Source organism: Streptomyces acidicola, from assembly GCF_009377235.1.
GTDB lineage: Bacteria > Actinomycetota > Actinomycetes > Streptomycetales > Streptomycetaceae > Streptomyces > Streptomyces acidicola.
Window position 1 is genome coordinate 1 of the sequence record NZ_VMNX01000107.1, and the last position, 12,945, is coordinate 12,945.

General features: G+C 69.1%; 11 protein-coding genes. 4 read left to right on the forward strand and 7 right to left on the reverse strand.

The genetic code is table 11. The annotated features are described in order from the left end of the window. Positions 1-227: 227 nt before the first annotated feature. Positions 228-518, reverse strand: coding sequence for a zinc-ribbon domain-containing protein (locus tag FPZ41_RS25525; RefSeq protein WP_152866033.1), 291 nt, complete (start codon positions 516-518; stop codon positions 228-230). A 112-nt stretch (positions 519-630) separates the two neighbouring features. Next, positions 631-1,692: a serine/threonine protein kinase gene (locus FPZ41_RS25530; RefSeq protein ID WP_152866034.1), complete on the reverse strand. Its 1,062-nt coding sequence runs from the start codon at positions 1,690-1,692 to the stop codon at positions 631-633. A 112-nt stretch (positions 1,693-1,804) separates the two neighbouring features. Between FPZ41_RS25530 and FPZ41_RS25535 the strand changes: the two genes are divergently transcribed. Together FPZ41_RS25535 and FPZ41_RS25540 are read left to right on the forward strand one after the other, a co-directional pair. Further along, on the forward strand, positions 1,805-2,275 hold the full coding sequence (locus tag FPZ41_RS25535) for a GNAT family N-acetyltransferase (protein ID WP_152866035.1): 471 nt from the start codon (positions 1,805-1,807) through the stop codon (positions 2,273-2,275). A 392-nt stretch (positions 2,276-2,667) separates the two neighbouring features. Next, positions 2,668-3,534: a putative RNA methyltransferase gene (locus FPZ41_RS25540; RefSeq protein WP_152866036.1), complete on the forward strand. Its 867-nt coding sequence runs from the start codon at positions 2,668-2,670 to the stop codon at positions 3,532-3,534. A gap of 93 nt (positions 3,535-3,627) precedes the next feature. On the opposite strand, the gene FPZ41_RS25545 is transcribed toward FPZ41_RS25540, so the two are convergent. The 4 genes from FPZ41_RS25545 to FPZ41_RS25560 all read right to left on the reverse strand — a co-directional run bounded on the left by FPZ41_RS25545 (position 3,628) and on the right by FPZ41_RS25560 (position 7,813). After that, positions 3,628-4,158 (reverse strand): GNAT family N-acetyltransferase, encoded by a 531-nt coding sequence (locus FPZ41_RS25545; protein WP_322620710.1) that lies wholly within the window; start codon positions 4,156-4,158, stop codon positions 3,628-3,630. Between the two features lie 121 nt (positions 4,159-4,279). Continuing rightward, on the reverse strand, positions 4,280-6,685 hold the full coding sequence (locus FPZ41_RS25550; protein WP_152866037.1) for an ATP-binding cassette domain-containing protein: 2,406 nt from the start codon (positions 6,683-6,685) through the stop codon (positions 4,280-4,282). Between the two features lie 262 nt (positions 6,686-6,947). Beyond that, entirely contained in the window at positions 6,948-7,358 is a 411-nt protein-coding gene (locus FPZ41_RS25555; protein WP_152866038.1) for a VOC family protein, read from the reverse strand. A gap of 5 nt (positions 7,359-7,363) precedes the next feature. After that, positions 7,364-7,813: a helix-turn-helix transcriptional regulator gene (locus FPZ41_RS25560; RefSeq protein WP_152866039.1), complete on the reverse strand. Its 450-nt coding sequence runs from the start codon at positions 7,811-7,813 to the stop codon at positions 7,364-7,366. A 192-nt stretch (positions 7,814-8,005) separates the two neighbouring features. Here FPZ41_RS25560 and FPZ41_RS25565 point away from each other — a divergent pair, with 192 nt between their 5' ends. Beyond that, the gene (locus FPZ41_RS25565; protein ID WP_152866040.1) at positions 8,006-8,638 is read left to right on the forward strand and encodes a GNAT family N-acetyltransferase; all 633 of its coding nucleotides are present in this window, start codon (positions 8,006-8,008) and stop codon (positions 8,636-8,638) included. Between the two features lie 54 nt (positions 8,639-8,692). On the opposite strand, the gene lpdA is transcribed toward FPZ41_RS25565, so the two are convergent. Then, positions 8,693-10,105, reverse strand: coding sequence for a dihydrolipoyl dehydrogenase (gene lpdA, locus FPZ41_RS25570; RefSeq protein ID WP_152866041.1), 1,413 nt, complete (start codon positions 10,103-10,105; stop codon positions 8,693-8,695). 447 nt (positions 10,106-10,552) lie between these two features. Here lpdA and FPZ41_RS25575 point away from each other — a divergent pair, with 447 nt between their 5' ends. After that, entirely contained in the window at positions 10,553-12,871 is a 2,319-nt protein-coding gene (locus FPZ41_RS25575) for a M4 family metallopeptidase (RefSeq protein WP_322620711.1), read from the forward strand. Positions 12,872-12,945 lie beyond the last annotated feature (74 nt).

A 12,945-nucleotide genomic window follows, 5' to 3' on the forward strand; every position in this document is an offset into this window, starting at 1 on the left:
GGGCCCGCCAGCCCCTACCCCTCCGAGCGGTCCTCGGCACCCGGCCCCGGCACCCCGCCCGGTTCTGTCGTCCCCACCCCCGCGCCGTCGGTGACGCCGACGCCCTCCGTCGTACCGTCTGCGCTTCAAACCACGTTCGACGGTGGGGCCCCGTGACCGACGCAGCGCTTGTCGCGTGCCTCCGACTGCGAAGCGAGCCGCCCTCAAGGCAGCCTGCCCGCTCCTGCTCAGGACTGGTACGGCTGCTGCTGCGGCTGTCCGTACGCCTGACCACCGTGGCCGCTCGCGGCCTGCGCCTGCAGTTGTTCAGCCTGTTCGCCGGTCACTTTCTGTTCCGCGCCACAGAAGGTGCACTGCGTCGCGTACTTCGTCGAGAACGGGAACAGCGGCACGAAGAACAGGGTGAACTTCGTGACGCGCTTCCTGAGCGTGTGCGCGGAGGGATTGCCGCAGTGACCGCACACCAGCGTCAGTATCGCGAGCTGGTACAGGTATCCCTTGGTACCAAAAATGATCATGCAGTTGGTCCTTTCCGGTCAGAGCCTGTCGACATGGTCTCAGGCGTCGGCGCATGGCCGCCGCTGAGGACCTACCGGAGCGAGACGTCGGTCAAACGGAGGGATTGATGCTTCAGCCCGGCTTGCTTGCGATGATCCGTCGGATTTCCTCCAGCGGATACGGGGTTTGCCGGGACTCGTGCCGGAGCTTGCGGATGAAGTCGGAGATCACCACGGTGAGGGGTGCGTAGCGCATCACGATCGCTTGGGCCGCAGCGGGGAGTTCGGCGGGACGTGCCCCACGGGCGCATTCACGCACCAGCGCTTCGCGATCCTCGCGCCCGTACCAGCAGAAGGCTGTGACCAGCCAGCTCACCAGGTACCAAACCGTGTAGCAACGGTCATAGGTCTGGTGCCGTTCGAAGAAGCGGGCGTGCGCCGGGGAGAGGTCGAAGCGTGAGGAGAGGGCCAGACCGTAGTCGGTGAAGTACAGGCGCCGGCCGTCGGTCAGGATGTTCTCGAAGTGAGCGTCGAAGTGGAGCAGAGCACGGGCGTTCATGAAGGACGTGCCCGCGTGCAGCGCCCGCTCCACCCAGGAACAGGCCCGGTTCGCCGCCTCGTCGCCCGCCTTGATCTCTTCGCCGAGCCATTCGTGGAGGTTCTGCGGGATGTACTCCAGAAAGAGGGTCAGGCTCGCTGAGGCCTCTTCGAGAGCCTCGATCCGGCGGCGCACCTCTGGGCCGCCTCCCCAATAGGTCACGGCTCGTTCCACGTCCGCCAGCTCCTCAGGCAGAGACTGCGCGGTGTCCGGCAGTACGCGCCAGTGGTGCATCAGGGGAAACTGCTGGTCTTCGTTCGCGAGCACCCAGTTCGTGGTCATGGCGTGGACGGCCAGTTCCCGCCAGGCGCCGTAGCCGGGTCCGCCAATTTCGCCTACTCCGTACTGGCAGAAGTCGGGGAGGCCGAAGATGTTCGCGGTCGACCGCACGTTCTCCGGCAGCCTCTCCAGGTCGGTCAGGCGCACCCGTTTGACGAAGACCGGGGTTCCGTCGACATCCAGCAGTGCCGACCGGCCCCCGATCCCCGACCCGAGCGGCGCGGCCGCGCCCACCAGGTCGTGCAATGTGTCGTCACTGCACATGGCCAAGGAAGTGGACACTGCGCTGTGCGCGGCAAGTCGTGCACGACGCGACATGTCAGGGCGCTCCACTGCTGCCTCCCGCCTGGTACTTCGGCTCATGGTAGGGACTTGGGCAATCACCACGCACCGATCTCACCAACCTCACCGACCTCAGACCTTGGACCTCATGGCAGTGCCACGCGGGGCACTGCCGCTGCAGTCGGCGTGTCTCCACGGATGGACACTGCTCGGCGCGGTGACGCATGATCACTGGACGATCCGGGCCGCCACTGTGAACGACATCGCCGAGGACGACGACACGGGCGGCATCGTGGGCTACGCCCTGTGGTTCCCTCGGTTTTCGACCTGGACCGGCATTCGCGGCATGCACCTGGAGAATCTTTACGTACGCCCGCATGCCCGTGGCGCCGGACACGGGAAGGCCCTGCTGGCCGCCCTTGCCCCGATCTGCCAGCAGAACGGCTACGAACGCTTCGAGTGGTGGGTTCTGTCCTGGAACGAGCCGGCTATCGACTTCTACAAGTCGCTCGGCACGGAGTTCCTGGAGGAGTGGACGGTGTGCAGGCTGAGCGGTGAGCCCCTCGCCGCGCTCGCTGCCCGGGCTCCGGCTCTCGTGGACCAGTCTCCTGCCCTGTAGGGGCCCCTGTGGTAGGGGGACGACGGTCGACCTGGGTCGGCGCACCTGGCTTCGGGTAGCCTCGCACCATGGCATGCAAGACCGTTCCGCACGTTTTCCTCTGACGCGGTGGTCACCGCAGCGGCGTCGGCCCCCGGCCCGGACAGGGAGGGTCTCGCGACGCCGCTGTTTCGGCCTGCCGGTGTCGACTTCTGACGTTCCCTTCCGCGCCCCGTCACGCTCACACAACCGCGGTTCTTCGCCGCGGTAGCGGCCGGAGTGACTGGCCGCCCTCTGTGCGCGGCCCGGGAACTGGCGCAGTCCACCGAGCACGCCGACGGCTCTCTCCCACGACCGTCGACCCGCCGCTGCCGCTGCCGCTGCCGCTGCCGCTGCCGCTGCCGAGGAACGCCATGCCCAACTCGTCCCATGCCCACCATGAGCCCCAGTACAGGCTCCTCGATGTTCTGCTCTGCCCGCTGTGCGGTGACAGCCTCGGACCCGCCGACCGGGCGTTGAGGTGCCACCGCCGGCACACCTTCGATGTCGCCCGGCACGGATACGTCAGCCTTCTGAACGGCGCCATGAGGCCCGCCAGTGCGGACACCGCCCCCATGGTCCAGGCGCGCGCGGCCTTCCTGCAGGCCGGCCACTACGCACCACTCGCACGCGTCCTCGCCGACCTCGTCACGACGTTCTGCCCGTCCGACAGCACGGTTCTGGACGCAGGAGCCGGGACCGGCTACTACCTCGCCACCGTACTGGACGCTCTCCCCGCCGCCGTCGGCCTCGGGCTGGACACCTCCACGTACGCCCTCCGACGGGCAGCCCGGGCCCACATACGGGCAAGTGCTGCCGCCTGGGACATCTGGCAGCCGCTACCCGTGCGAACCCACTCCGTCGATCTCCTGCTCAACGTCTTCGCACCCCGCAACGGCCCTGAATTCCACCGGGTCCTCCAACCGTCCGGCACCCTGTTGACCGTCACCCCCGCGCCACAGCACCTCGGCGAACTCCGCCGGCATCTGGGGCTGTTGTCGGTCGGTCCCGCCAAGCAGGCACGACTTCGGCGCACTTTGGACCCGTACTTCCGCCTCGACCGCGCCGAGGCCCTGGAGTACGCCGTCACCCTCGCCGTCGAGGACATCGACAGCCTCGCCGGCATGGGCCCCACCGCTCATCACATCTCCCGTGACGAACTACGCCGACGCACTGCCCCTCTCAAGCCGGCTCTCCCGGTCACCGCTTCGTTCCGTGTGTCGGTGTACCGACCCCGCTGAGCAGCGCACAGACTCCGCAGGCAGTCGCCGCGGAGCGTACGGCCGTCGCACACCTTCCCGTGCGACGGCCGTACGGTGCCCCGCAGTTCCCTCCTACTGTGCCCACTCCTCGGCGAGCAGGCCGAGGACGACCGTGTCGACGAAGGCTCCGTAGACCCAGGCGGAGCGCCGCAGTGTGCCCTCGACGGAGAACCCGACCCTGGTCGCGGCCGCGATCATCGCGTTGTTGTCGACGAGGGTCTCGACCTGCAGCCGCTGCAGGCCGCGTACGGCGAAGCCGTACTCGCACAGCACCCGGACGACGTCGACGGCCAGCCCACGTCCCCGGAAGGCGGGGAGCAGTGAGATCCCCAGGTGGGCCGTTCTGTTGTGCAGGTCGATGCCCCACAGCAGTGCCTCGCCGACCAACTCCTGGGACTCCAGTTCCACCACGGAGAAGTACGCCTTCTCGGGCGAGGGCGCTGCCGCGGCGGCGGGAGAATCCGCCGCGTCGGCGGGGACGGGCCGCCAGGGGTCGGAGTCGGCACGGGAGCGCACCACCACGTCCTCGTACAACTCGGCCTGGAGAACCGGAAGATCACTGTCACGTCGAGTCCGCAGCCCGACCTTTTCTCCTCGTATCACGCGTCATTGCTATCCCAGGCGCCATAGTTGATCAACCGGGTTGCCCATTGTCGGCCCGCGGGCATGGGACGAGTCGCAACAGATGAGAGAACTCGTCCCACGCTGTCCGCGAGGCCCCCGGTCAGGCGCCGACGTAGGCCGCGAGGTGCTCTCCGGTGAGGGTGGAGCGAGCGGCGACGAGGTCGGCGGGTGTGCCCTCGAAGACGATCCGGCCGCCGTCGTGGCCGGCGCCGGGGCCGAGGTCGATGATCCAGTCGGCGTGCGCCATGACCGCCTGGTGGTGCTCGACGACGATGACCGACTTGCCGGAGTCGACGAGCCGGTCGAGCAGGCCGAGCAACTGCTCTACGTCAGCCAGGTGCAGGCCGGCGGTGGGCTCGTCGAGGACGTAGACGCCGCCCTTCTCGGCCATGTGTGTGGCCAGCTTGAGCCGCTGCCGCTCGCCGCCGGACAGCGTGGTGAGCGGCTGGCCGAGGCTGAGGTAGCCGAGCCCGACGTCGGCGAGCCGGGTCAGGATGCGGTGCGCTGCCGGGGTGGCCGCCTCGCCGTCGGCGAAGAACTCCTCGGCCTCGGTCACCGACATCGCCAGCACTTCGCTGATGTCGCGGCCGCCGAGGTGGTACTCCAGCACCGACGGCTGGTACCGCTTGCCCTCGCAGTCCTCGCAGGTGGTGGCGACACCGGCCATCATCGCGAGGTCGGTGTAGATGACGCCCGCACCGTTGCAGGTGGGGCAGGCGCCCTCGGAGTTGGCGCTGAACAGCGCCGGCTTCACGCCGTTGGCCTTCGCGAACGCCTTGCGGATCGGGTCGAGGAGTCCGGTGTACGTCGCCGGGTTGCTTCGCCTGGAGCCGCGGATCGCGCCCTGGTCGACCGACACCACGCCCGCGCCGGCGGCCCCCGACTGTTGACACAGCGACCCGTGCACGAGCGAGCTCTTGCCGGAGCCGGCGACGCCGGTGACGACGGCGAGCACCCCGAGCGGGATGTCGACGTCGACGCCCTGCAGGTTGTGCGCCGTCGCGCCACGGACCGGAAGCCGGCCGGTCGGCTTCCGCACGTTCTCCTTGAGGGTCGCGCGGTCGTCGAGATGGCGGCCGGTGATGGTGTCGCCGGCCCGCAGCCCCTCGACGGTGCCCTCGAAGCAGACGGTGCCGCCCGCCGTACCGGCGCCGGGGCCGAGGTCGACGACATGGTCGGCGATCGCGATCACCTCCGGCTTGTGCTCCACGACGAGCACCGTGTTGCCCTTGTCCCGCAGCCGCAGCAGCAGGTCGTTCATCCGCTGGATGTCGTGGGGGTGCAGGCCGGTGGTGGGCTCGTCGAAGACGTAGGTGACGTCGGTGAGCGAGGAGCCGAGGTGGCGGATCATCTTGACGCGCTGCGCCTCACCGCCGGAGAGCGTGCCCGACGGCCGGTCGAGGGAGAGGTAGCCGAGCCCGATCTCCACGAACGAGTCGAGGGTGTGCTGCAACGCGGTGAGCAGCGGCGTCACCGACGGCTCGTCGAGGTCGCGGACCCATGCGGCCAGGTCACGGATCTCCATCGCGCAGGCGTCGGCGATGCTGACCTTGTTGATCTTCGACGATCTGGCCCCCTCACTGAGCCGGGTCCCGTCGCAGTCGGGGCAGGTGGTGAAGGTCACCGCCCGCTCCACGAACGCCCGGATGTGCGGCTGCATCGCCTCCTTGTCCTTGGACAGGAACGACTTCTGGATCTTGGGGATCAGCCCCTCGTAGGTGAGGTTGACGCCCTCCACCTTGACCTTGGTCGGCTCATGGTAGAGGAAGTCCTGCATCTCCTTCTCGGTGAACTCACGGATCGGCTTGTGCGGGTCGAGGAGGCCCGACTCGGCGTAGACCCGCACGGTGAAGAAGCTGTCCGACTTCCAGCCGGGGATGGTGAACGCGCCTTCGGCGAGCGACTTGGAGTCGTCGTAGAGCTGGGTGAGGTCGATGTCGGAGACCGTGCCCCGGCCCTCGCAGCCCGTGCACATGCCGCCGGTACGGGAGAAGGTCGCCTTCACCGCCTTCTTGGCGCCGCGCTCGACCGTGATCGCACCGCTCGCCCGGACCGAGGCGGTGTTGAAGGAGTACGCGCTGGGCGGGCCGATGTGCGGCTCGCCGAGTCGGCTGAACAGGATGCGGAGCATCGCGTTGGCGTCGGTGGCCGTGCCGACGGTGGAGCGGGGGTCGCCGCCCATCCGCTGCTGGTCGACGCTGATCACGGTCGTCAGGCCGTCGAGAACGTCCGCCTCGGGGCGTGCCGGCGTCGGCATGAAGCCCTGCACGAAGGCGCTGTAGGTCTCGTTGATCAGCCGCTGCGACTCCGCGGCGATCGTGTCGAACACGAGTGAGCTCTTGCCCGAGCCGGAGACCCCGGTGAACACCGTCAGGCGGCGCTTCGGGATCTCGATGCTGACGTCCTTGAGGTTGTTCTCACGTGCGCCGTGCACGCGGATCAGATCATGGCTGTCGGCGGCGTGCTGCGCAGGCGACTGCGTGCCCGTCCTCGTGGCCTTGCTCATCGTGTCTCCATCTGTCATCTGTTGGGCGGGCTGTCGCCTGCTGGGCAGGCTGTCAGCTGTTGAGCAGGCTGCCGTCTGCTGGTGGGTCTGGTGTCGGGCACGCTGTCAGTTGTCGGGCGGGGCGCCTTCACGGTCGGCGCCGGCGTCGCCCGGCTCGATCTGAGCAGCGGCGAGCGCGGCCCGGCCACGCGGCACGCCCGCCCAAGGCGTCAGACCGGCCGGCGGCCGTCCGTGCAGGTCGGGGTTGCGGTCGCCGGACGGGTCAGCGCAGTTCCTGGATGCGGACCATGTTGCCCGCGGGATCGCGGAAGGCGCAGTCGCGAACGCCGTACGGCTGCTCGGTCGGCTCCTGGACGACCTCGGCGCCGCTCGCCTGCACCCGCTCGAAGGTGCCGTCGAGGTCGCCGGTGGCCAGGAGGATGGCGGCGTAGGTGCCCTTGGCCATCATCTCGACGATGGTGCGGCGCTCGTCGTCGGTGACACCGGGGTCGACGGCCGGAGGCGTCAGGACGATGGACGTGCCGGGCTGGTCGGCGGGGCCGACGGTGATCCAGCGCATCCCGCCGTATCCGACGTCGTTGCGGACCTTGAAGCCGAGGGTGTCGCGGTAGAAGGCCAGGGCGGCCTCCGGGTCGTCGTGCGGAAGGAAACTTGCGTGAATGGTGATGTCCATGGCCCTCACGCTACGTGCGGTTCGGAAGGCGGCGCTTCTCGATTCCTGATCGGTCTGGTCACCTGTTTCGCCACGCAGGACGGCATCCCTGCCGTAGCGCGTGCCGCCTGGCGCCGATAGACGCTGGGCGGCATCCCGACCAGTTCGGTGAAGCGGCTGCTGAAGGTACCCAGCGACGAGCAGCCGACCGCGAAGCACACCTCGGTGACAGTGAGGTCACCACGACGCAGCAGCGCCATCGCACGCTCGATGCGCCGTGTCATGAGGTAGCCGTACGGCGACTCTCCATAGGCGAGCCGGAACTGGCGGCTGAGGTGCCCTGCCGACATGTTCACCCCGCGGGCGAGCGCCTCGACGTCCAGCGGCTGCGCGTACTCCCGGTCGATCCGGTCGCGAACGCGGCGCAGCCGCGCTAGGTCTCCGAGGCGCTGTTCTCCGGCGGATCTGCTGCTCATCTGCGCGATCGTGCCACGTCGCACAGAAACGCTCAAGTGCGTCGATGTGGGGGCATCCGGGGCGATCCCGCCCCGCGGTGACCGGCGCATCTGTCCTGTGCGGATACTCATGACGGACGCCGCCCCCGTCGCCCGGGCCGACTCACCGTCTCAACTCTTCTCGGAGCGGTTCCCAACCTGGAGGATGCTGCGATGACCTCGTCTCCCGCCATTCGCCCGTACCGCTCGGACGACCGAGCAGCCCTCGACGACATCTGCATCCGCACCGCGCACAGCGGGCGGGACAGCCGCCCGGTCTACGCCGATCCCGGGATCTTTCCGGTGGTCTTCGCGGCTCCGTACGTGCAGCTGGAGCCCGAGCTGGCCTTCGTAGTGGACGACGGACAGGGACGGGCGGTCGGCTACATCCTCGGCACGGCGGACACTCCCCGCTTCGCCGAGGACTTCCGCACGAAGTGGCTGCCCCTGGTCGCGGATCGCTATCCGAAGCCCGTCGGGGAGCCGAGCACCCCCGATGAGGAGATCATCCAGCTGTTGCACCGCCCCGAGCGGATGGTCGTCCCCGAGGTCGCCGCGTATCCCGCCCATCTGCACATCGACCTGCTTCCCGAGTGGCAGGGCCGCGGCCACGGTCGTGCGCTGATGCGGACGTTTCTCCGGGCCCTTCAGGACCGCGGTGTGCCGACCGTTCATCTGGCCATGGCGACGGCCAACGCTCCGGCCAGGGCCTTCTACGGCCGTCTGGGCTTCCACGAGATCGAGGTACCGGACTCCGGGCAGACCACGTTCCTCGGGCGGTCCACGAAGGAACTCGACAGGCTGTGACGGCCTCCGCTACAGCCCCTGCTCCGCCAGGCACCGCCGAGCACCCGCAGGACCTCACATATTGATCATGTGCCCCGCCAGGCCGTGCACCGCCTCCTGGACCGCCTCGCCCAGGGTCGGGTGGGCGTGCACGTTGCGGGCCACCTCGTGGACGGTGAGGTCCCACTTCTGGGCCAGGGTCAGCTCGGGCAGTAGTTCGGTGACGTCGGGGCCGATGAGGTGGGCGCCGACGATCTCGCCGTACGTCGCGTCGCTGATCAGCTTGACGAAGCCGGTGGTGTCGCCAAGGCCGTGCGCCTTGCCGTTCGCGGTGAACGGGAACTTGGCCACCTTGACGTCGAAGCCCCGCTCCCGCGCCTGGGCCTCGGTGTAGCCGAAGCTGGCGATCTGCGGCTGGCAGAACGTGGCGCGCGCGATCATCACGTAGTCGAGCTCCATCGTCTCCGCGTCCGCGATGGTCTCGGCGGCGACCACGCCCATCGCCTCGGCGGCGTGCGCGAGCATGAGCTTGGAGGTGACGTCCCCGATGGCGTAGATGTGCGGCACGGAGGTGCGGCAGCGGCCGTCGACGTCGATCGCGCCGCGCTCGGTGACGGTCACGCCGGTGTTCTCCAGGCCGTAGCCGGTGACGTTGGGCGCGAAGCCGATCGCCTGGAGCACCTTGTCGGCCTCCAGGACCTGCTGAGTGCCGTCCTTTCCGGTGACGGTGACACGGAGCTGCCGACCGGACTCGTCGATGACGTCGACCCGGGTGGAGGCGAGGACGTCGATGCCCAACTTGCGGTACTGGCGGGCCAGTTCGGCGGAGACGTCGACGTCCTCCAGCGGGGCGACCCGGTCCAGGAACTCCACGAGGGTGACCTTCACGCCGTAGTTGTGCAGGATGTACGCGAACTCGACGCCGATGGCGCCGGCGCCCGCGATGATGATCGACTGCGGCAGGTCCTCGGCGAGGATCTGCTCCTCGTACGTCACCACGCGCGACGTACGGCGGGTGCCGGGCAGCAGCTTGGGCGTGGCGCCGGTGGCGATGACGCAGTGGTCGAAGCCGATGGTGCGGGTGTCGCCGTCGTAGCCGGCCACCTGGAGGGTGTGGGGGTCGAGGAACGTGCCGCGTCCGTCGATCTCCGTGATCTTGTTCTTCTTCATCAGGTAGTGGACGCCCTTGACCCGGCCGTCCGCGACCCGGCGGCTGCGGCGGAAGGCCTCGCCGTAGTCGAAGGAGACCTGTCCGTCGACCTGGATGCCGAAAGTCTTCGCCTCCCGGGTGACGATGTGCGCCAGCTCGGCGTTGCGCAGCAGGGCCTTGGTGGGGATGCAGCCCACGTTCAGGCAGACGCCGCCCCAGTACTTCTCCTCGACGACGGCGACCCGTTTACCCAGCTGGGCGGCTCGGATGGCGGCCACGTAGCCGCCGGGACCCGCGCCGAGTACGACGACGTCGAAGCGCTCGTCCGGCTCGATCATCGAGAGTTCCCTTCTCACGGGGCGGCCCGCCCTCGGACGCCGCCCGGCTGGAGCCCGGTCCCACCACCTTGCCACCAGCCGGCGGACCGCGCTTGGACCGTGGTGGGGGACCTCTCATGATTCCCGTCACGCGGAGCGAGGTGTACGCACCGTCCCGCGTGAGCAGGTTCCCCACGAGCCTCGGCAGCGCCTCGGCAGTTGTCCGGAAAGCGGAGGCGTTCCCTCGAAAAACGAACGCTTTCCAGCCATTCGCTTGACGTGCCCCTGACACAAGACCTTCACACCTGGCACTCTGTGCCCACTCCGCTCACCAGCGGCGCACGCGCACCTGCATCGCAGTCCTGCACCCGCATCGCAGTTCTCCCTGCACGACCCGCGCCCCCATCCGGGTGCCGGGCTCTTCGTTCGGCCGTTCGTCCGACGACGGCCGTAGCACAAGGAGTACGCGTGAGTTCGACCCCCCACAGACCGACCCGCAGATCGGTCTTCAGGTCCACCCGCAGCCGATCCGTGACCACGGCCTCGCTCGTCGCGGCGGCGACCGCCCTGGCGGTCGCGGTCCCGGGCACCCCGGCGAGTGCCCGGAGCGACGCCGCCGCCGACGCGTCGCGCACCGTCGCCTCCGCCAAGCCCGACCCCGGGGCGCTGCCCGCGCAGCTGACTCCCGGGCAGCGCGAGACCCTCATCCGCCGGGCCGAGAAGGACGCCGGCGCCACCGGAGACCGCCTCGGCCTGGGCGCCGAGGAGAAGTTGAAGGTACGCGACGTCGTCAAGGACGCCGACGGGACCGTCCACACCCGTTACGAGCGCACCTACGCCGGTCTCCCCGTGCTCGGTGGCGACCTCGTCGTCCACGCCTCGAAGTCCGGGGCCGTCGACAGCGTGACCCGGAGCTACAAGCCCCAGCTGAAGGTGGCGAACCTCAGTGCCGAGGTGAGCCGGGCCGCGGTAGAGCGGCAGGCCGTCAAGGCGGCGCGGGACGAGGGCTCCACCAAACCCGAGGCGGACAGCACCCGTAAGGTCGTCTGGGCCGCGAAGGGCACTCCGACACTGGCGTACGAGACCGTGGTGAGCGGCCTCCAGGACGACGGCACGCCCAGCGAGCTGCACGTCATCACCGACGCGCAGACCGGCGACACGCTGTACGAGTACGAGGGCGTGCACACCGGCACCGGCAACACGCGCTACAGCGGCACGGTTCCGCTCGGCACCAGCCAGTCGGGGTCGACGTACACGCTCACCGACGCGGAACGCGGCGACCACCGCACGTACAACCTGAACCGCGGCAGCTCCGGCACGGGCACCCTGTTCAGCGGGGCCGACGACGTGTGGGGCGACAGCACCACGGCCGACCCGGAGACCGCGGGCGCGGACGCGCACTACGGGGCTGCGCTGACCTGGGACTACTACAAGGACGTGCACGGCCGCAACGGCCTGCGGGGCGACGGCGTGGCACCGTACAGCCGGGTCCACTACGGCAACAACTACGTCAACGCCTTCTGGCAGGACTCCTGCTTCTGCATGACCTACGGCGACGGCTCGGGCAACGCGAACCCGCTCACCTCGATCGACGTGGCCGCGCACGAGATGACGCACGGTCTCACCTCGGTCACCGCCGGCCTCAACTACAGCGGCGAGTCGGGCGGTCTCAACGAGGCGACCTCCGACATCTTCGCCGCGGCCGTCGAGTTCGCCGCCGACAACCCCGAGGACGCCGGCGACTACCTGGTGGGCGAGAAGATCGACATCAACGGCGACGGTACGCCGCTGCGTTATATGGACAAGCCCAGCAAGGACGGCGCCTCGCGCGACAACTGGTCCTCCTCGCTCGGTTCGATCGACGTCCACTACTCCTCCGGTCCGGCCAACCACTGGTTCTACCTGGCCTCGGAGGGCAGCGGCGCGAAGACCGTCAACGGCGTCGACTACGACTCCCCCACCTACGACGGTCTCCCGGTGACGCCGATAGGCCGGGCCAACGCCGAGAAGATCTGGTTCCGGGCGCTGACCACGTACATGACGTCCACCACGAACTACGCGGGCGCCCGCACCGCCACCCTGCAGGCCGCCGCCGACCTGTTCGGGCTGGGCTCGGAGACGTACAACAACACCGCCAACGCCTGGGCCGCGATCAACGTGGGCTCCCGGATCCTGGACGGCGTGACGGTGGTGCCCCCGGGCAGTCAGTACTCGCTGGTGGGCCAGGAGGTCGCCCTCGACGTGCAGGCGTCGTCGACCAACGCCGGCGCTCTGTCCTACGCGGCCACGGGCCTGCCCGGCGGACTGTCGATCGACGCCTCCACGGGCCGCGTCTCGGGCACGCCGACCGCGGCCGGGAGCTTCACGCCGACGATCACGGTGACGGACGAGGCCGGGGAATCGGGTACGGCGAGCTTCGCCTGGACCGTGGACGTGGAAGGCGACGGCACGGTCTTCGAGAACACCTCGGACTACCAGATCCCCGACAACGACACCGTCGAGTCCCCGATCAACGTGAACCGGGGCGGCGCCGCGTCCGGCGCCCTCAGCGTGGACGTGCGGATCATCCACACCTGGCGCGGTGACCTGGTGATCGATCTGGTCGCCCCGGACGGCACGGCGTACCGCCTGAAGAACGCCGCCTCGGGCGACTCCGCCGACAACGTGATCGCGACGTACAGCGTCGACACCTCGTCGAAGAGGGCCGCGGGCGTGTGGAAGCTGCGTGTACAGGACGTGGCCAGCCTGGACACCGGCTACATCGACAGCTGGAAGCTCACCTTCTGAGCGCACGGCACGCGGGCTGACGTACTGGTCGGGGGCTTGTCCAGCGGGACAAGCCCCCGATCGGCGTCCTCCTG

Coding starts and splice junctions, on each gene's coding strand:
- FPZ41_RS25525 (WP_152866033.1), bottom strand. CDS start 518: ATGATCATTTTTGGTACCAAGGGATACCTGTACCAGCTCGCGATACTG.
- FPZ41_RS25530 (WP_152866034.1), bottom strand. CDS start 1,692: ATGTCGCGTCGTGCACGACTTGCCGCGCACAGCGCAGTGTCCACTTCC.
- FPZ41_RS25535 (WP_152866035.1), top strand. CDS start 1,805: ATGGCAGTGCCACGCGGGGCACTGCCGCTGCAGTCGGCGTGTCTCCAC.
- FPZ41_RS25540 (WP_152866036.1), top strand. CDS start 2,668: ATGCCCAACTCGTCCCATGCCCACCATGAGCCCCAGTACAGGCTCCTC.
- FPZ41_RS25550 (WP_152866037.1), bottom strand. CDS start 6,685: ATGAGCAAGGCCACGAGGACGGGCACGCAGTCGCCTGCGCAGCACGCC.
- FPZ41_RS25555 (WP_152866038.1), bottom strand. CDS start 7,358: ATGGACATCACCATTCACGCAAGTTTCCTTCCGCACGACGACCCGGAG.
- FPZ41_RS25560 (WP_152866039.1), bottom strand. CDS start 7,813: ATGAGCAGCAGATCCGCCGGAGAACAGCGCCTCGGAGACCTAGCGCGG.
- FPZ41_RS25565 (WP_152866040.1), top strand. CDS start 8,006: ATGACCTCGTCTCCCGCCATTCGCCCGTACCGCTCGGACGACCGAGCA.
- lpdA (WP_152866041.1), bottom strand. CDS start 10,105: ATGATCGAGCCGGACGAGCGCTTCGACGTCGTCGTACTCGGCGCGGGT.